General features: G+C 65.3%; 16 protein-coding genes. 2 read left to right on the top strand and 14 right to left on the bottom strand.

The window, feature by feature from the left end; genetic code table 11:
- Positions 1–47 precede the first annotated feature (47 nt).
- The 13 genes from WMC41_RS18470 to WMC41_RS18530 form a co-directional block, all read right to left on the bottom strand.
- Complete coding sequence (locus WMC41_RS18470) at positions 48–794, bottom strand: SDR family NAD(P)-dependent oxidoreductase (protein ID WP_288079573.1); 747 nt, start codon at positions 792–794, stop codon at positions 48–50.
- A gap of 15 nt (positions 795–809) precedes the next feature.
- Positions 810–1,991 carry an L-rhamnonate dehydratase gene (gene rhmD, locus WMC41_RS18475; RefSeq protein WP_244769739.1) on the bottom strand — a complete coding sequence of 394 codons (1,182 nt, stop codon included), beginning with the start codon at positions 1,989–1,991 and terminating at the stop codon, positions 810–812.
- Positions 1,992–2,019: 28 nt separating this feature from the next.
- Positions 2,020–2,802 carry an SDR family NAD(P)-dependent oxidoreductase gene (locus tag WMC41_RS18480; RefSeq protein WP_432345528.1) on the bottom strand — a complete coding sequence of 261 codons (783 nt, stop codon included), beginning with the start codon at positions 2,800–2,802 and terminating at the stop codon, positions 2,020–2,022.
- A 12-nt stretch (positions 2,803–2,814) separates the two neighbouring features.
- The gene (locus tag WMC41_RS18485; protein ID WP_432345530.1) at positions 2,815–3,228 is read right to left on the bottom strand and encodes a hypothetical protein; all 414 of its coding nucleotides are present in this window, start codon (positions 3,226–3,228) and stop codon (positions 2,815–2,817) included.
- A complete protein-coding gene (locus WMC41_RS18490) occupies positions 3,225–4,853 on the bottom strand; it encodes a GMC family oxidoreductase (protein ID WP_288079570.1) in 1,629 nt (542 codons plus the stop codon). The genes WMC41_RS18485 and WMC41_RS18490 overlap by 4 nt, the downstream gene beginning before the upstream one ends.
- A 3-nt stretch (positions 4,854–4,856) precedes the next feature.
- On the bottom strand, positions 4,857–5,864 hold the full coding sequence (locus WMC41_RS18495) for an ABC transporter permease (protein WP_432345533.1): 1,008 nt from the start codon (positions 5,862–5,864) through the stop codon (positions 4,857–4,859).
- The gene (locus tag WMC41_RS18500; protein WP_432345536.1) at positions 5,857–7,428 is read right to left on the bottom strand and encodes a sugar ABC transporter ATP-binding protein; all 1,572 of its coding nucleotides are present in this window, start codon (positions 7,426–7,428) and stop codon (positions 5,857–5,859) included. The genes WMC41_RS18495 and WMC41_RS18500 overlap by 8 nt, the downstream gene beginning before the upstream one ends.
- A 102-nt stretch (positions 7,429–7,530) precedes the next feature.
- Positions 7,531–8,508 carry a substrate-binding domain-containing protein gene (locus WMC41_RS18505; RefSeq protein ID WP_432345539.1) on the bottom strand — a complete coding sequence of 326 codons (978 nt, stop codon included), beginning with the start codon at positions 8,506–8,508 and terminating at the stop codon, positions 7,531–7,533.
- A 108-nt stretch (positions 8,509–8,616) separates the two neighbouring features.
- Positions 8,617–9,378, bottom strand: a complete 762-nt coding sequence (locus WMC41_RS18510; RefSeq protein ID WP_432345541.1) for a FadR/GntR family transcriptional regulator — start codon at positions 9,376–9,378, stop codon at positions 8,617–8,619.
- 126 nt (positions 9,379–9,504) lie between these two features.
- Positions 9,505–11,520: an EAL domain-containing protein gene (locus WMC41_RS18515; protein ID WP_432345543.1), complete on the bottom strand. Its 2,016-nt coding sequence runs from the start codon at positions 11,518–11,520 to the stop codon at positions 9,505–9,507.
- Positions 11,517–11,996, bottom strand: coding sequence for a hypothetical protein (locus WMC41_RS18520; protein WP_244769730.1), 480 nt, complete (start codon positions 11,994–11,996; stop codon positions 11,517–11,519). Before WMC41_RS18520 ends, WMC41_RS18515 begins: the two co-directional genes overlap by 4 nt.
- Positions 11,997–12,022: 26 nt before the next feature.
- Positions 12,023–14,080, bottom strand: a complete 2,058-nt coding sequence (locus tag WMC41_RS18525; RefSeq protein WP_432345546.1) for a putative bifunctional diguanylate cyclase/phosphodiesterase — start codon at positions 14,078–14,080, stop codon at positions 12,023–12,025.
- Positions 14,081–14,173: 93 nt separating this feature from the next.
- On the bottom strand, positions 14,174–16,168 hold the full coding sequence (locus tag WMC41_RS18530; protein ID WP_432345549.1) for a methyl-accepting chemotaxis protein: 1,995 nt from the start codon (positions 16,166–16,168) through the stop codon (positions 14,174–14,176).
- Between the two features lie 430 nt (positions 16,169–16,598).
- On the opposite strand from WMC41_RS18530, the gene WMC41_RS18535 reads away from it, so the two are divergent.
- Positions 16,599–16,781 (top strand): hypothetical protein, encoded by a 183-nt coding sequence (locus WMC41_RS18535; RefSeq protein WP_432345552.1) that lies wholly within the window; start codon positions 16,599–16,601, stop codon positions 16,779–16,781.
- Positions 16,782–16,791: 10 nt separating this feature from the next.
- Here WMC41_RS18535 and WMC41_RS18540 read toward each other — a convergent pair whose 3' ends face one another.
- Positions 16,792–18,558, bottom strand: coding sequence for a hypothetical protein (locus tag WMC41_RS18540; protein WP_432345555.1), 1,767 nt, complete (start codon positions 18,556–18,558; stop codon positions 16,792–16,794).
- A gap of 71 nt (positions 18,559–18,629) precedes the next feature.
- Here WMC41_RS18540 and WMC41_RS18545 point away from each other — a divergent pair, with 71 nt between their 5' ends.
- Entirely contained in the window at positions 18,630–18,794 is a 165-nt protein-coding gene (locus tag WMC41_RS18545) for a hypothetical protein (protein WP_432345557.1), read from the top strand.
- Positions 18,795–18,910: the final 116 nt, after the last annotated feature.

Here is an 18,910-nt window from a genome sequence, read left to right on the forward strand (position 1 = left end):
GGCCGCAACGTTCCCTTGCTGGAATTACCCATGGCAGCCCGCCGGCATCAATAGGTCGCCCGGCCGCCCGAAAGGTCGAACACGGAGGCGGTGGTGAAGCTGTTTTCGCGGGAGACGAGCCAGGCGACCATGCTGGCGGCCTCGTCGACCTCCAGGAACCGGCCGCGCGGGATCTTCGACAGCATGTAGTCGATATGCTCCTGCTTCATCTGGTCGAAGATGCGGGTGCGCGCGGCGGCCGGCGTGATGGCGTTGACGGCGATGTCCTGGCCGGCCAGCTCCTTACCGAGCGACTTGGTCATGCCGATCACCCCCGCCTTCGAGGCTGAATAGGCCGATGCGTTGGGGTTGCCTTCCTTGCCGGCGATCGAGGCGATGTTGACGATGCGGCCGTAGCCACGCGCCTTCATGCCCGGCACCACCGCTCGGTTCACGTAGAAGGCGCCGTTGAGGTTGATGTCGATGACGCGCTTCCAGTCGTCGAGCGGATAGTCGTCGAGCGCATGGTTCGGCCCGGCGATGCCGGCCGAATTGACGAGGATGGAAATCGGCCCGCGTTCCGCCTCGGTCCGCGCCACCGCATCGACCACCGCCTGCGGATCGGTGATGTCGACGGCGACGGCGCATGCCGCTTCGCCGAGTTCGGCAACGGCCCTTTGCAGTTCGGCAGCGTCAACGTCCCAAAGCGCGACCCTTGCGCCCGACGCGGCGATGCGCCTGGCGATGGCGAAGCCGAGGCCCTGCGCGCCGCCGGTGATGACGGCCGTCTGGCCGGTGAGGTCGATCTGGTTCATCCTGTTGATCCTGTCCTATTCGAAAAGCGTCAGCATCGCCCGGTCGGCGATCTCCATGCCGAAGCCGGGGGCATTCCCGACGGTGAGCTTGCCGTTCCGCGGCATCGGCTCGTCCCTGAACAACCGGCCGAAGACCGGAAGCACCGAGCGCCCGTCCGGGCTCGCGGCGACGTATTCGCAGTAGGGCGAGTGCGGCTGGGAGGCGATGAAATGGTAGGAATAGGGGCCGCTGCCATGCGGGATGACAGGGATGTCATAGGCCGAGGCATGCGCGGAGATGCGCAGCAGCTCGGTGAGGCCGCCCACCCACATGACATCCGGCTGCAGGACGTCGATCAGCCGTTCCTCGATCAGCCGCCGGAAGCCGTAGCGCGAATATTCGTGCTCGCCGGTGGTCCAGCGGACGGTCGGCTGCGCCTGCTTGATCAGCCGGAAGCCCTCCACGTCGTCCGGATGCAGCGCCTCCTCCCACCAGTAGATATCGAGCGGCTTGCAGGCTTCCGCCAGCCTGATGGCATAAGGCACGTCGAGCGACATGTAGCAATCCACCATCAGGGGATAGCCGGGGCCGACCTTTTCCCGATGCCGGGCGAGGAAGGCGACATTGGCGCGCAACCCCTCCTCGCCATCCGCGGGACCGTGCGGCAAGGGCACCTTGCCGCCCCAGAAGCCGAGCGCCTTGACCGCGTCCGGCGCCGGCCCCGTGCAGTAGAAGCTGATCTCCTCGCGGCTCAGCCCGCCGATGAGATTGTAGACCGGCTCTCCCCGTACCTTGCCGACGAGATCCCACAGCGCAAGATCCACTACGCTGATCGCGGCGATCGGCAGGCCCTTGCGGCCGTAGAACATCGAGGCCCGGAAGAGCTGGTCCCAGATGCGGTTGATGTTTCGGGCATCCTGGCCGACGAGGAAGCGGGAAAAATGGTTGCGGATCAGCCAGAGAGCGGGCGGCCCGCCGAAGCCGGTGGCAACGCCTGTCGCCCCCGTCTCCGTCTCGATCTCGACGACGATGGAGCCGAGCACCCCGATGCCCCAGCTCGTGCGGCTGGCCTTGTAGTCCGGATAGGCGGACATCGGGTTGCTGATCAGCGTGTCGATCAGCCAGTGCCCCTCCTTCTGCCGGTGGTAATCGCCGCCATCCCCCTGGCTTTCCACGAGGTAGGTGCGCACGGCGACGATACGGAAGGGTGAACTCATGGCCTTGCTCCGGCGGTCAGGTGGACTGTCATTGAAGATTGACGAACATGCCGCCGTCGACGAGCAGCGAGGCGCCGGTGACATAGGCCGCCATGTCGGACGCGAGGAAGGCGACGCAGGTCGCGACGTCCCGGGGCTGGCCGATACGGCCGAGCGGGATGCGCTTGCTGAAATAGGCAAGCTTCTCCTCGTCCTCGAGGTCCTCGCGGTTGAGGTCCGTCAGGATCGCGCCCGGCATCACCGAGTTGCAGCGGATGCCATGGGGGCCGAGCGCGATGGCGGTGGACTGCATCAGCGAATGCAGGCCGGCCTTGGTCGGCGTATAGTGCGTCTGCATGCCGCCGCCGACGAGCGCCGAGATCGAGCTCGTGGCGACGATGGCGCCGCCCGTGCCCTGCGCCTTCATCCGGTTGGCCGCCGCCTGGCAGATGTAGAAAGCCCCCTCGAGATTGACTGCGACGGTGCGCTGCAGGATCTCCGGCGGCATGTCGAGGAAACCGTGGAACGGGCAGATGCCGGCATTGGAGGACAGAACATCGACGCCGCCGAACGCCGTCACCGCCGCATCGACCAGTTTCGCGGCCGTGGCCGGCTCGCCGATATTACCTTCGACGGGCACGCATCTGCGGCCGAGCGCCGCGACCTCGGCGACGACGCCGTCGACCGCCGAAGCCCTGCCGTAGCCGCTGTCGTTCTCGCCGAAATAGCCGAGGACCACATCCGCGCCCTGCCGGGCGAACTCCACGACGATGGCACTGCCGATGCCGCGCGATCCGCCGGTGACGATGGCTCTTTTGCCTTCGAGAAGCATGGTCGGTTCTCCCTAGATGGCACGCGGCGCAAAGCCGGCTTCCAGCACCGGCATCAGCAGGTCTTCGAGATCGGCGATATCGACCCGCGCCGGTTTCGGCTCGCGCCCGGGAAAGCCGACGGCCGCGCGCACGTCCGGCGAGAGGAAGTAGATGGCCGCGATGGTCTCGCAGATGGTATCGTAGGTCGCCGGATCCGCCGCCTTCAGCGCCAGCAGCGCCGGGCGCGGCGGCGCATCGCCGACGGCGGCGATGACCTTGTGCAGCACGGTGACCAAGCCGGGGGCATAGGCCAGCGCCTGCTCCAGAAGCGCGCCGGCAATGCCGACCTCGCTGGCGGACAGATGACCGGGAGCCGGCGGGATGAGGGTATCGGCAAGCCCTTCGAGACGGCTGCGTTCGGCCTGGGTCAACGGTTCGGTGCTCATGACGCCATCCTCTGGCTTGCCCGGTTCGCAACGACATGGGCGGCGCTCCACGAAGCGAAGGCGGCGATGGTGGCGGTCGGGTTGACGCCGGCCGAGGTCGGCCAAACGCTGCCGTCGACGATGAAGAGATTGGCAACGTCATGGGCCCGGCCGTAACGGTCGACCACGCTGTCTTTCGGGTCGTCGCCCATCTTCGCCGTGCCGAGGATGTGCCAGCCGGATTCGCGGCTTTGCGGGGCGGTCACGGTGCGGTAGGCACCCGCCTCGATCAGCGATTCCCGCGCCCGCTCGGCCATGAACTTGAGCATGCGCCGGGAGTTCTCGCCCGTCTTGTAGTGGATCTTCACGCCCGGCATGCCGGTGTCGTCCGGCGCCGCCTCGTCGAGCTCCACGCGGTTCTCCGTGTCCGGCAGGTCCTCGCAGATGATGCCCCAGGAGACCGACCGGCCGAAGCGGCGGGCGAACTCCTCGTGGAAGGTCTCGCCCCAGAGTTGGTTCTCGTCCCCCCAGGGCCAGCGGCGGGCGATCTGGGCCGGGCTGCCGGTCGGTTGCAGGCTCCATTTCGAGCCGCGCACGAAGTCGCGGTCCTTCGATGTCTCGTAGAACTGCAGCGTATAGGCGACCTGCCCCCAGGCGCCGCGATAGCTTTCGAGCGGCTGGTCGAACAGGCCGACGACCGCGGCGGTGGGATGCAGCATCAGCCGCTTGCCGACGAGGCCGGAACTGTTGGCGATGCCATCTTCCTTGCCGGGCACGCGGCTGGAAAGCAGCAGGCGCGGCGTGCCGATGCCGTTGGCCGCGATGACGACGATGGCGGCCTTGGCGAGATGCTCCCTGCCCGTCGTACGGTCGATATAGACGGCGCCGCGTGCCAGCCCCTGCCCGTCGAGCTCGATGCGGATGACGCGGGCATTCGTCACGAGGCGCACGCCCTGGCTGATGAGGGCAGGCCAGTGCGTGCGGTCGGTCGAGGCCTTCGCCTTCTCCACGCAGCCCCACATGCAGGCGGTGCGCTGCTGGCACGGCTCCATGCCGTTGCGGGGCACAGTGGCGATGGCGTTGGTGCCGGGCCACCAGTGCCAGCCGAGCCTGTTCTGCGCGGCGGCGACGAGGCGACCCGCTCTCGTCAGGTCCACCGGCGGCAGCAGCTCGTCCTGTCCGGGATACATCGGATCGCCTGCGACGCCCGACACCACGAATTCACGCTCGGTGCGCGCGTAGTGCGGCATCAGGTCCTCGTAGGAGATCGGCCAGTCATCGGCGACGCCGTCGAGCGTGCGCACGCGGAAATCGCTCGGCAGGTTGCGCATCCAGTTCGCCGCCCAGGAGATGGACGATCCGCCGACACCGTTCCAGTAGAGCGGGATGATATCGGAATCCTCGACGGCGATGGGGTAGTCGCCGGATTTTTCGCGCTTGGTCGGCACATATTGCCAGTCGCGCGAGGCGGTCAGTTCGAAGCCGGGCTTGTCCGAGATCGCCTTGGAGTAGTCGACCCAGTCGCCCTGCTCGAGACAGACGACGCGCATGCCTGCCTCCGCGGCACGCTTGGCGAAGACCGCGCCCGAGGGGCCGGAACCGACCACCAGCACGTCGCAATCGATGGGTTTCAGCGTCTCAGCCATGTCTTACGCACCCTTGCGGTTGCGCCGCGCGCCGTAGCGGGAGGCGAGGATGTTCAGCAGCACGGCCGCCACGATGATGACGCCGCTGACGACCGGCTGCAGGTAGGAGTTGACGCCCATCAACACGAGGCCGTTGCCGATCAGCGAGATGACGAAGATGCCGAGCAGCGTGCCGAGGATGGAGCCGCGCCCGCCGGAAAGCGCCGTGCCGCCGACCACGACGGCCGAGATGACGCTGAATTCGAGCCCGCTGCGTGAGACGCTGGCATCGCCGACGCCGTTCCGCGCAGTGAGCAGGATCGCGGTAACCGCGGCGAGCACGCCGGCGATGACGAACAGCGCCACGCGGATGTTCCGGACCTTGATGCCCGCCAGATGCGCGGCGCTGGCATTGCCGCCGATGGCGAAGATGGAGCGGCCGAACGCCGTCTTGCGGCTGATGAAGACGAAGACGCCGAAGAGGACGAACATGACAAGCGCCGAGATCGGCAGGCCGAAGAGCTCGCCGCCCAGCCAGTCGAGAAAATCGTTCGGCGGAATGGTGACGGGGACGGAGTCGGTGAAATAGAGCGCCAGCCCGCCCAGCGCGCTCCAGAGGCCGAGGGTGCCGATGAAGGACGGCACATCGAACACGGCCCGCAGGATGCCGGGTATCGCACCGAGCGCCCCGCCGATGACCAGGGTCGAGAGGAAGGCCATGACCATGGGCATGTCGTCGGACTTCAGCAGGAAGGCGAAACAGACCGACAGGAAGGCCACCATGGGGCCGACGCTGATGTCGATCTCGCCCGCCACGATGATCAGCGTCGCACCCCAGGCGGCGATGCCGAAGGTCGCCGCATCGCGCAGGATCGATACCTGGTTGCGGAAGGTCAGGAAGTTGTTGGCGTAGAGATAGAAGGCGAGATAGAGCAGCGCGATCACGACCAATAGGCCGATCTCGTTCATGCGCTGGAAATCGAGGCGGCGCTGCGGCCTTGCGGCCGCCCGTGCGGCAGTGACGTCAGTCATGGTCCGTTCCATTTCGATGGTTCCGACCGGCAGGGTCGGATACCTGGCCAGCGATGCTGGCGGTCATCAGGTCGTCGGTGCTGATACCGGGCGCGGTGAAGGTCTTCACGATGCGGCCCTCGCGCAGCACCAGCACCCGGTCGCAGACCCGGGGCAGTTCCTCGATCTCGCTGGAGACGAAGACGATGCTCCGGCCTTCGGCCGCGAGCTTGCGGATGATGGCGTAGATCTGGCTCTTGGCCTCGACGTCGACGCCGCGCGTCGGCTCGTCGAGCAGGAGCAGGCGCGAGCCGGCATAGACCCAGCGGCCGATCACGATCTTCTGCTGGTTGCCACCCGACAGCGTGCCGATCGGCGTCGTCGTCTCCGGCGCCTTCACGCTCATGCGCTCGACGATCCCGCGTGTCGCGGCCGCAACCCGCCGGGCCGACAGGACCCCATAGGATGTCACGGCCCTGGCGTCGGTCATCACCGTGTTCTCGTCGATGCCGAGCAGCGGCACGATGCCGTCGTCCTTGCGGCTTTCCGGCGTCATGCCGAGCCCGCGCTTCAGCATGCCGGCCCAGCTCTCGCCGGTGACGTCGACACCATCGAGGCTCACGCTGCCGGCATCGGCCCGCTCCAGGCCGGCGATGATGCGCAGAAGCTCCGTCCGGCCCGAACCGAGCAGGCCGGCAATGCCGAGCACCTCGCCCTGCCTCAGATCGAAGCTGATATCCTGGAGCTTCGGCCGATAGCTGACATTGCGGACGGACAGCAGTGTCTTTCCGGCCGCACGCGGCGTGACGAGGTCGTCCTTCTTCTCGTCATGGCCGAGCATCATGCGCACGATGTCCCGCGTGTCGGCCGCACCGATATCGAGCGTCGAGACGATGTGGCCGTCGCGCATCACGCTTGCCGTGTCGGCGATCTCGCGGATCTCCTTCATGCGGTGGCTGACATAGATCAGCGCGACCCCGCGCTCGCGCATGCGGCGGACCGCCGCGAACACCTGCTCCACCTCCGCCGCCGCCAGCGAACTCGTCGGTTCGTCGAGGATCACCAGCTTCGGCGCGCCCATCGTGGCGCGGGCGATTTCGACGAGCTGGCGCTCGGCGGGGCTGAGCGCGGCGATCACGGTCGCCGGATCGAGGAAGAGGCCGAGATTTTCCAGCGCCTCGGCGGTGCGCCGGCGCATCTCGCGATGGTCGAGCACACCCCACCGGCGCGGCCAGGCGCCGAGGAACATGTTCTCCGCGATGCTGATATCGCGCACCAGGCTGAGTTCCTGGTAGACGGACCGCACGCCAAGCGCCGAGGCCTGGCGCGTCCGGTTCTCGCCCGACTGGTCGAGGGCCGCGCCGGCCAGCGTCACGGTTCCCTCGTCAGGCGTCTCGGCGCCGGTGAGCAGCCGGATCAGCGTCGACTTGCCGGCGCCGTTCTTGCCGAGCAGGGCGCGCACCTCGCCCGGCCGCACGGCGAAATCGACACGGTCCAGCGCAACGACGCCGGCATAGCGCTTCACGGCGCCCGAAATGCCGGCAATGGGCTGGACCGGTTGCTGCGATGGAGCTGGTGCTGCCATAGGGTCATTCGTTTCGAGAAAGGGAGCGTCGGCGTGTCGCCGACAGGAAGGAACGTGCCGGCCGGAACGCGACCGGCACGCTCGAACGGAAAGGCTACCGCCTCACGGCAGGCCGTCCGGATGGGCCGCAAGCCAGGCTTTCGCCTCTTCGGCGCTGGTGTAGAGGTCGATCGGGTTCGGCACGATCAACTCGCCCTGCGGCTCCTTCTCGATCGCTTTCACCGCCTGCTGCAAGGCGAGCTTGCCGAGCGCCTGGCCCGAGACGTCCACGGTGCCGCGCATCACGTCGCCGGCGATGATCTCCTGCGCGATCTCGGTGGTCATGTCGGAGCCGTAGGCCATGATCTTTCCGGCATTGCCGGTATTGCGGATCGCCTTGGCCGCGCCGAGCGCCGCACCGCCGGATTCGCCCCACAGGGCATCGAGGTCCGGATTGGCGGTGATGATCTTCTCGCCCGTCGAGATCGCCTTGTCGAGGATCGTCGCCTCCTGGTTGGAGACGATCTTGAAGCCCGGCACCTTCTCGCCGAGCGCCTTCTCGAACCCGAGCCGGCGCTGCACGCAGACATCGACGAATTCGCAGTTGAGAATGCCGATCTTCGGCTCGGTCTTGCCCGCCTTGACGAAATCGTCCGCCGCGACCTGACCGATCTTGTAGCCGAACTGGAAGGGATCGCCGACCGCGTAGGCGTAGACGTATTCCTTCATGTTCTTTTCGTTGAGACAGGTGTTGTAGCACACGATCGGTATGCCGGCCTCATGCGCCCGCCTGATCGCGCGTACCGACCCGTCCGGCGACACCGCCGAAAGGATGATCGCCTCCACGCCGGCCGAGACCAGCCGGTCGATGAAGGACGCTTCCTTGCCCACGTCGCCGCCGGCATTCGTCTCGATGATCTGGACATTCTTGCCGAGCTCGGCACCGCCGACCTGAACGCCCTTTCGGACGCCGGCGTAGAACCCCTGCGCGTCCAGATAGATCGCGCCGACGGTCAGTTCATTGTCCTGCGCGAAGGCAGAACCGTTCTGCATGACGGCCGCCAGCGCAAGCGCTGCGACGGTCGTGGTGAGTCTCCTCAACAAATCGAATTCCTCCCTGATGACGCTCCTCCATCGGCGCAGCAGCATCATCGGCAGAAACGCGAAAGTTGTCAACCGGTAATCTTGTAAGCTAAGTTTACAGGACGACTAAAAGGCGGCCGGCGCCCCGTCCCGCCTGCGGGTCTTCTCGGTGCCGACACGGTGCATGGCGTCGTAGGTCGTGCGGTTGATGGAACTCAGATGGGCCTGCATGGCCGCAGCGGCGGCTTCCGGATCGCGCGTTGCAAGCGCCTCGACGATCGCCTCGTGCTCGGCCGCGCTGCGGTCCAGCACGCCTGGCGTTTCGGAGGCGACACGGCGGTATTCCATGCCGAGCTGGTAAAGGCTGCGCGCCACCACCTCCATGAAGGGATTGCCGGCGATCGTCATGATCTGCTCGTGGAACTCGAGATCGAGCACGCGGAAGCCGACGGGATCCTTCGTCAGGCCGTAGCCGGCGGTCACCATTTCCCGCAATCGGGCAAGCGTCGCGTCATCGACGAGCGCGGCACCGAGCCGGATCAGCCCCACCTCGATGATCAGCCGCGCCTCATAGAGCGCGTTCACATTGCTCTCATCGAGCGCGATGACGAACTGGAGCGGCGCGAGAAGCCGGGAGACTTCGAGGCTGGTCACGTAGCAGCGCCCGCCCTGGCGGCTTTCCACGACACCCATGATCGAGAGCCCGCGCAGCGCCTCGCGCACGACGGGGCGGCTGACCTGCAGCGCGCGCGCCAGGTCGTTTTCGGACGGCAGCATGTCGCCGGCCTTCAGGTTGCCGGACCGTATCAGTTCGAGCAGTTGGTTGGCGACCCGCTCGGCCGCCGCCGGCGCACGCTCCAGCGGCGTGATCTGTCCCAGCTCTTGCATTGAATTCTCCACGTTTGCAGGCACGGCCGAACGGCCGAGACGAAGGTGGAGACTACAACGCGGCTCCAAAACCTGCAAACTTGTCTGGCAAGACGTCAGCAACCATTCGGTTTTCGCGCTTGCCGGTCACATCAGGCGCAACGTCGCCCGGCGCTGCGCCGCGCCCTTTTCCCTGGTCACGGCGTCGAACGCCCCGAAGCCCTCGTCAAGGCGCTTCACGAGCTCCGGTGGCGACAGTACGGGCGAAAGCGCACGGCCCTCGCCCAACGCAATGTTCATTTGGCGAAGACGCTTCAGGTCGTCGGTGCTGTCGATGCCCTGCGCGACGATGGCGGCCGACATCTGGCGCGCCAGAACCGCAAGGCCTGCAACGACGCCGCGGCTGCGTTCCGACCGGCTGACCTCCTCGACGAGCGCGCGGTCCAGCTTGAGCGTGCCGAAGTCCAGATTGGCGAGCCTGTTGCGCCGATCGATGGCCCTGCCGATATCCTTCGTGGCGAAGGCGACGCCCGCATCCCGCAGGCGCCGGATGCTTGCGAGATAGGTCTCGCCATAGTCCGGTTTCTCGTCGCGCCTCAGTTCCAGCTGAAGGCGGCCGCGCTCGATGGAGAATTCGTCGAGGAGGCGGCACAGATGGCCCGCGAAGGTCGGCTGCGACAGCAGGTTTTCCGGAATGTCGAGGTAGAGCGTGGGAATCCGCTGCAGGACGCGAGGGCCAAGTGCGCGGAATGCCTTGCCGAGGATGCCTGTGGAGAGTTCCAGGGCGAGATTGCCGTCCTCCGCGATCGCCCTGATCTCCGCCGGCGCGATCACGCCATAGGTTTTGTCGGTCCAGGCGGGCCGGACCTCCACTGCTCGCAACGCGAACGTCCTGAGGTCCAGGATCGGCCGGAAGACGATATCGACCGCACCGCGGCGCACCGCCTCCGACAGCGCCTTCTCCAGCCGGACCTTTCGCTCGTGGTCGACCAGCATGGGCGGGACAAACGGCCGGACGCAGTTCCGGCCGGCGGACTTGGCAGCGTAGAGGGCAAGGTCCGCATTGCGCATGAGGGCGTCGGTCGCCTCGCCCGCGCTGAGATCCCGCATATGGGAGAAGCCCGCGCTTGCCGAGACCTGGACGATGTTCTTCGCAAGGACCGCAGGCCTGGCGATCCGGTTGACGGCCCTCTCCGCATAGGACGAGGCCTCTTCGGGGCCGCCGACGAGGAGCACGGCGAACTCGTCCCCGCCAAAGCGGAACGAGGCCGCGGCCTGGTCCTTGTGGGTCGCGACGAGGATGGACGCGACATGCTTCAGCAGCGTGTCGCCCATGGCATGGCCAAGTGTGTCGTTGACCTGCTTGAAGCCGTCGAGATCGAAGTAGATGACGGAGAAATCCGCCTGCGGAACGGCATCCAGCTCCTTCAGCAGATTCTCGAAACAGGCGCGGTTACCGATCCCGGTCAGATGATCCGTGAAGAGCAGTTGGCGGTTTTCGGCAATGCTGCGGCCGAGGCGCTGGTTGAGGCGGCGGGTGAGATACAGCTCCGTCAGCACGTAGATCACGGCGCCGACGCCGAGGACGACATAGGCGATCTGGATCCGCTTCAACGTCGTCACGCTCTTGAGGTGGGTTTCGACCGCCTTGTTCATGCGCTTGCGGCGCGCCTTGTTGGCATCGTCGCTGAAGGCGATGATCCGTTCGCGGTATCGTCGCGCGAAAGCCCCGACGTCCCGATAGCTTTCGGGCTTTCCCTGCCGGAGCGTCGCGGCCGCCTGCTCCAGCGCCGGCATCGCCGACAGCAGCTCCGTGATCAAGGCCTCATCGAGCGCTTCGTCCTCCTGGATCCGCCGATAGGACTTGGTCGAAAGGACATCCACCCGCGACCAGAAGAGATCGAGCGCCAGCCCGACTTCCTTTTGCGTCCGCCGCGCATCGCCCTCGGCAAAGGCCTCCGCCTTGCTGAAGAAGGTCGTGGCTTCGAGCTCGAGCCGGCTCGCCTCCTCCAGCCGAGCTGAAAAATAGAGCCGGTTGTTGATACCGTCGGCGATGCCCGCCAGGCCGAGATAGCTGACCGGCAGCATGATGACGAAGAGCGCCAGGATGATGGGGAAGCGTACCAGCGGCAGCTTGCCGAGAAGCATTCGCAATGCCGTCATTGTGCCACGAGTTCTTTCAGCTGCCAGACGCTGCGGGATTCGTAGAGCGGGTCGGCAAGGGCGGGATTGTCCGTTGCCGGATAGACGATCCACGCCGGGCCCTTGTCGCGCACGGTGAGAGCCTTGCCATCGACCTCGACCGCGGCGATGGCCCCGTGGGCCTTGAAGTCTTCCGCCGGCACTTCGATCTCGTAGTTGTCGAGCGCGACGGCCATGTAGTTCGCCGCGTCAATGCCCGCCTCGTCGAGCAGCTTTTGGATCAGCGGCCCCTTCACCTCGTGGACAGCCCCGTCCGTGCCCGGCAGGATGGTCCGGTAGGTGACGCTTCCCACCCTGGCCATCATGTCCGCGGTCACGTCCAGGGTCCTGGCGCTGTCGGCGGTGCGGATCGTGAAGAGCGGGTCGGCAAGGGCCGGTACGGCGCCGAGCGCGACGGTGATGGCGAGGCCTGCTGCGATTTTGGAAAGAATGGACATTTCGATCTCCGTTGGTTGGCTGAAGGTCAGGCAGGGCGGCGCGCGGCTTGGCGGCGGCCTGCAAAGTTGCGTCGGCGAGGTTTTGGAAACTCGGCGGGTTCATTTTGCGATCGGCGGGAAACGGCCGTTCCGGCAAAGGTCGCGTCGATGTAGCCCAGCACGGCATCGGCGGGCAGCGGACGCGAATAGTAGTAGCCCTGGACAAGGCCGCAATCGAGCTCGCGCAGCGTGTCCAGTTCCTCGACGGTCTCCACGCCCTCGATCACGCAGTTGATCTTCATGTCGCGGCAAAGGGCGATCACCGATTTGACGATCTTGTAGCCGGTGGTGCTCTCGTTGATGTTGGTGACGAAGCTTCGATCGACCTTGATCTTGTCGAGCGGGAGCCGGTTGACTTGCCAGAGCGTGGAATAGCCCGTGCCGAAGTCGTCGAGCGAGATACCGGCCCCCATGGCTCTCAGGACGGTGACGGCCTCCACAAGCTGATCGAAGTCGCCGACGACGGCCGTTTCCGTGATCTCGAAATCGATGCGCCCGGGATCGACGCCGCTTCGGTTGAGGATCGCGACCAGTCGCAGCACGCTGTCCGAGGAACAGATGTCCTGCATGGAGAGATTGAAGGAGAGCCTGAGCCAGGCCGGCCAGGTCGCCGCGACGGCGAGCGCCTTGGCGAGCAGCACGCAGGTGAGCCGATTGGCGAGACCCGCGCGTTCGGCGACAACGATGAACTCGTCCGGCCGGACCGGCCCCAGGTCCTGGCTGTCCCAGCGGGCCAGCGCCTCGAAGCCGATCGGCAGGCCGGAGCGGACGTCCACGATCGGCTGGAAGGCAAGTGTCAGCTCCGCATCGAGGTCGGTCGTCTGCATCGCCTGCTCCAGGATCGAGTGCCGCCGGATCGCATCCTGGTGGTCCATCGTGAAGAGCGTCACGCGCCCGCGCCGGTGGTTTCGCTTCGCGTGGACCAGCGCATATTGCGCGGCCTCGTGGATCGAGCGGGCGCAGCCCGCAACGGTCCCCGACGAGGACAGCCCCATCGTGGCCGAGATGCGGGCCTCGACGCCGCCGACCGGATAGGGAACGGCGAGCGAGGCGCAAATTTCCTCGCATTCGGCCAGAACGGCGGCGACGCCATTGCGCGGCCGCTGCCAGACGAGCCCGAATTCATCGCCCCCCAGCCGGAAGACCATGAAGTCGATGTCGTCTTTGATCCCGAGACGTCGGGCAGCCTCCATCAGGACGTGATCGCCGCCCTGGTTGCCGAAGGCATCGTTGACGGCACGGAACCCGTCGAGGTTGACGACCGCGATGAAGAGTTCCGCATGCCTTGCGTTCATGCTGGAAAGGGCGGCATCGATTGCGGCGAGAAAATTGTGCCGGTTGGGAAGCCCGGTCAGCGCATCGTGATTGGCGAGCCACCTGTTTTCGGCGGCCAGGTCCTCGATTTCCGCCTGCTTCAGGCGCTGGCGCCGGCGCTCGCGAATGAGGCTCGCAAAATCGTTGTAGTGCGTACCGAGGATCGCCAGCATCGCCATCGACACCAAGACGATGTTGACGGCAACCGCGATGGAGGCCTGCGTGCCGGTCGAGACGAGGAAGACGACGAAGGGGATGTTGACGATGACGGCCGCGCACAGGGCGGCCAGAGGCAGGTGGATCAGGCAGAAGACGCAGCCGACCACCGTGATGCCGATGAAGAATGCCACCTGCCCCTGGGTGAACGCCGTCCCGTAGCTGTAGAGCGCCAGTCCCCAGGCAAGGAACGCGGCGGCGAGGAGGCCCGCCAGAACGGTCGTCGCCCTGAGCGAGCGGCTGGCCTGGGAAAACGATGGTTCGGCCTGCGAACGGCGCCACCACCGCAGCAGGCGCGCAACGCAAAGCCCCGTGAGGATGACGAGTATGTGCAGGGTCAGCGGCACGGGTGCACTTCCATGGTGGGAAAGCGCCACCATCCAGGCATTCGACAGCAGGATGACGTAGAGAAGCGGGATCTGCTTCGTCAGCGACTTGTATTGCGCGACGACCAGTTCCTCGCGATCGCGCGGATCCTGCTCTGATGCGAATACACGGAATAGCGGGCCTATCATTCTCGTGAACCTCCGCGGTGCAGCCGGCTCGGCGCGCCGCAAGAAAAATATCTGTCCCCTCCGGCACAGGGGGTTGCCGGAGGGGTGCAGCCCTCAGAACTCTTCCCAGGTGCCCGGATGCACGGCGAGAGCGCCGTGCATGCGCGGGAGCGAGCGAGGCTGAGGACGCGGGATGTCCTTGACGACGGCCGGCGCTTCCGCGCGGCACTGGCCGCGAAGCGCGAAGTGCGAGATGAGGTCCCGCAGTTTCAGCGCTTCCTCGGCGAGCGTCGCACCGGCAGCGTTGGTCTCCTCGACCATGGCCGCATTCTTCTGGGTCACCTGATCCATCTGGTTGACGGCGGTGTTGACCTCGGCGAGGCCGACCGACTGTTCCTTCGCGGCGGTGGCGATGGCGTCCATGTGCTGGTTGATCGAGCCGACATATTCCTCGATCGTCCGGAGCGCCTGGCCGGCTTCACGGACCAGCTCGACACCGCTCTTGACCTCGGCCGTCGAATTGCTGATGAGGCCCTTGATCTCCTTGGCGGCATTCGCCGAGCGCTGCGCGAGCTCGCGCACTTCCTGCGCCACGACGGCAAAGCCCTTGCCCGCCTCTCCGGCGCGCGCAGCCTCCACGCCGGCATTGAGCGCCAGAAGGTTTGTCTGGAAAGCGATGTCGTCGATCACGCCGATGATGTTTGAGATCTGGCCCGACGAGTGCTCGATGCGCCGCATCGCGTCCTCGGCATTGGCGACGACCGTGCCGGATTTCGCGGCGCTGACATTGGCCTGGGTCGCGACCTGCCGCGCCTCTTCCGTGCGCCTGGCCGAACTCGTCACATTGGCGGTGATCTGCTCCAGCGCAGCGGCGGTCTGTTCGAGGGAGGCGGCCTGCTGCTCGGTCCGCTTGGAAAGATCGTCGGCGCTGGTGCTGATCTCGCCGGTGCCCATCGAGATCGTCTCGGCACTATGCGCGACGGCGCCGAGTGCGCTCGCCAGCTGGCCGATCGTCGCATTCAGATCGTGCCGCAGCGGCTCGAAGTCCTGGTGGAAGGGTTCGGCCAGTTCGAAGGAGAGGTCACCCTTCGCCAGACGGCGAAGCGCGTTGGCAAGGCCACTGGTCGCCTGGTCGAGGCGCTCCTGCGCAGCCGCATCGGCTTCCGCCTGGATGCGAAGCCGCTCCGCCTCCGCACCATCACGCTGACGCTCGGCCTCCTGTTCGAGCGCAACCTTGGCAAGGGCAGCCTGGCGGAAGCCTTCAAGCGAGGTCGCCATGTCGCCGATCTCGTCGCGGCGATCCTGCCCCGCCACGGTCTCGCTCAATTGCTGGCCGGAAATCCGGTCCATGGCGCTCCGCAGGAACAGGATCCCGCCGATGACCCGCACGAAGACGGTAACGCCGAAGACGCCGAGGATCGCACCGAGAAGCGCGGTGGAGACGATGACGGCGGTCCAGTAGAACGCGGCCGTCGATTCCGCCGCATGGATCGCCGCCTTCAGCCGCGTTTCGAGAGCGACGTAGAATTCGTCGGCCGGCTGCATGATGTCGGCCTTCAGCTTGTGATAGTCCTGCGAATTGAGCATCGTGATGGCGCGCGCCCGGGACGCGGCACTGGTGCGTTCGTTGATGTCGTCGACCAGCGCCATGGCCTCGACCTCCAGCTTGACCAGCCCGTCCGAGCGCTTCTTTGCCTCGCCCAGCAGCGCGAACTCTTCCTTGGTAAAACCGGCCTGCTTCATCAGGTCGCCGATCGAAACCGCTTCACCGGACGGCCGCGGCTCGGCGATGCCGCCAGCGACGAAATCCCAATAGATGCGGTGATAGTCGGCCGGACGCGGCGCCTTGCCGTCCCGGATCGCGAGCACGCGGTTGTACTGATCCTTGAAATCGGGGTTACCCGTCGCGGCATAGGTGCGGACAAGCCGCGTCAGATCGTCCGAGGACTGCCGGACCTCATCGGCCAGCAGATAGGAGCGATACTGCGAGACATGGGCGGCCTTCACCTGCGTCTCGGCTTTCCCATAGAGCCAGAGCGAGAGGATGAGGCCGGCCGCCACGACAATCGTGGCGGCTGAGGAGATGATGAAGAACTGCTTGATGCGCATCGGGATGGCTCCGGAAATGAGCGACGTGCCCGCAATCGTTCGATCGACAGCGACCGACCTTGCGAGGCCAACCGAGCCTCGTCATGAGACAAGTTGTCATTGGAGCGGGAGCTCATTCCCGCCGGGATTCCATACGCGCCGGGCATCGGAGCAAGCTGCTCTGGACGCTTGCCATGCACGCCGACTGAGCGTGGTTGCTCGTTGCGCAGAGCCGGACTATGAGTATTTCAAATTAATGGTTAGTAAAAAATCAGCAACTTGACCGCAATATTACACCTGTATCGTAAAGTATCTTAGATACGCAGGGTGTATCTTGAGCTACACCTCAATTATCACTTGTTATAACATTCAATTTTAACTCATCATTAATCAAGAGAAGCGACAACATATCTTGAATAAATACAAATAAAGGCAAGATTCGAGGTTAAAAATGTCGAACGTTATTGAATTTCCTGAAAAGACCGATGCCGGCCTTGCAAAGGATCCGGGCAAAGACATTCTCAAGTTGATGGGAACCCTGGCGCAGGAACTGGAGGCCGTTCGCGACAATCTGCGTCGGCAGGTCATCACGGCGGGAAGCAAATGCAATTCCGCCGACGCGGCCAAGTGGTAGACGTCGGCCTCTATTGGATCTCTAGGCCGGCCTTCCGCAGGCCATCGGCCAAACGCTCGGTCAGTTGCGGGCTGGCGCGCCGGTTTGCGGCATCCTTCGGGAAATCCCTGGCGTAGTTGGGCCGGATCTTCAGCAGCTCGTCGCGGGCCGTCCGCGCGTTCTCCGCATCGCCCAGCTGGCCATAGGCGGCGGTCTTCAGGACCTCGTAGAGATAGTCGCTTCCCTGGCGGCCTTTTTCCAGAAGCTCGATGACCTCCCGGTCTCGGCCTTCCGTATAGGCACTGAAGGCAAGGGACATGTACGCCGCCGAGCTCGACGCAGCGCCGGCGGCGATGCCTTCCTTGACGAGGTTGCGTCCCTCCTCTTCCTCCCCGACCGTCGCCAGGCGAAGGCCGAAACGAACCTTGATGTCGGGATCGCCCGGATAACGCTGCAGCAGGGTCGATGCTATCGATTTGAACGTGGCGACGTCGCCGGTGCTGAATGCGATATAGGCAAGGGCCTCCTGCGTGAGGAAATTCTGGGGCGCCAGTTCCCGCGCCCGCGCGGCGGCGGCCGTCGCCTTTGCAATATAGGGAACCGGATCCTCGCCCTTCGAGACGGCATAGGTGCTCAGGCGATAGTTGCTGTACGCGAGCATGGCCCAGCCGTCCGCGAAATTCGGCGACGAGCTGAGCGTTCTATCGAGACAATCCACCGTCTGTTGCTGCGTTTCCTCGCCGTAGACGAACAGGATGCGGCGGGCATTGGAGAAGCACCTTGTCAGTTCGTTCGAGTTCACCACACGCGACTGCAGGATGGGCACTGCGCCATCGAGCCCGAGCACCTTCGAGGCGACGAGGCTTGCGACCTGCTGCGGCGTTCCCGCCCCATTCTTCGCCGCCGTCTGGCTTGCAGCCCACAGGACGATACCCGTTTCAGGATCGACCAGCCGCCAGGACACGGTGAGATCGCCCGCCCCTTCGCGCAGCGTGGTCTGCAACTCGTAGTCCGATGACATCGCCCCTTCGCCGGGAGACGGCCGGTTCCGATCGGAATCGACGATGGCCGCGCCGCCGACATTCGACAGCGTTGCCACCAGGACGTCGCCCGCCTCGGCCGCGAGCGCCTGGGCGTCTCCCGTGGCGGCCAGAACCTTGATCGGCTGAACGAAGATACGAGGCATGTAACCCGCCTCATCGCGCGTGCGCCCCATCGTCAGCCAGGCGCCGAGAGCAAGAAGCGCCAGGACGCCGCCGATTGCACCGAGGCCGATCAGTGCAGAGGCGCGCGAGAATACGGGGCGGTGTTCGTCTTTCGCCGGCCCGCCGGGCTCGCGCGCATATTCCCACCGCTTCCCGCCGCGATGAACGAATTCAGGCGTATAGCTGCCCTTCGCGATGCGGATCTCGACGTCGTCCATTCGCGTGTCATCGGCAAAATAGGCCAAAAGCGCCGCCCGCAAACGGCTGACGGTCGTTCGTACGATGGGATCGTCGACGGCATTGAAATCGTCCGTCCGGTTGAACAGCGCCGCGGCGATGGCCTCCGCGGTGATCCTCGTATCGGGCTGCTCGATGACCTGTGTAACGAGATACGTCAGAAGACCGGTCATGCGGTCCGACTTGCGGAAGGGATCCGTCGCCGTTATCGCCGCGACTGTTCGCCAGATCTGCTCTGCCGATGGCTTCTGCATGTTTGCCATATGATACTTGCGCTGCCTCCCCCCAAGGCGCGACACAAGAGCGCCGCTTATTAGGCCCTTCGTATATCCCGAATCGACCCGTTTTGCACGCAAGCGGGACGCGATCCCGCCCCACCGCGCCGGCGAGGACGCGGGAGGAGCCACTCATGGTCCGGATACACGCCATGGCTGCGGACGACGAAGCGAACGAACGCAAGGAGCCAGAGCAGGCTTTGGAAATCGAGCGTGCGCCGCCTTTTCGCCACCGCCCGGCGGACATCCACGGGTTGTCTCCTGCAGAACATGCCCTGAGTGCCGGGAGCGGCCGATCCGATAAATGCGGTGCGTAACATTGATACGGCGCTTCGTATCGTTACGCCAACACAAGTATCATTCAGGACCTTCCATAATTCCAGCGTAGCATAAACAGTCAATCTCATTCCGCTAGACATTCAATGAACGATTA

Origin of the sequence: Shinella yambaruensis (assembly GCF_050859155.1) — a bacterium.
Lineage (GTDB): Bacteria > Pseudomonadota > Alphaproteobacteria > Rhizobiales > Rhizobiaceae > Shinella > Shinella yambaruensis.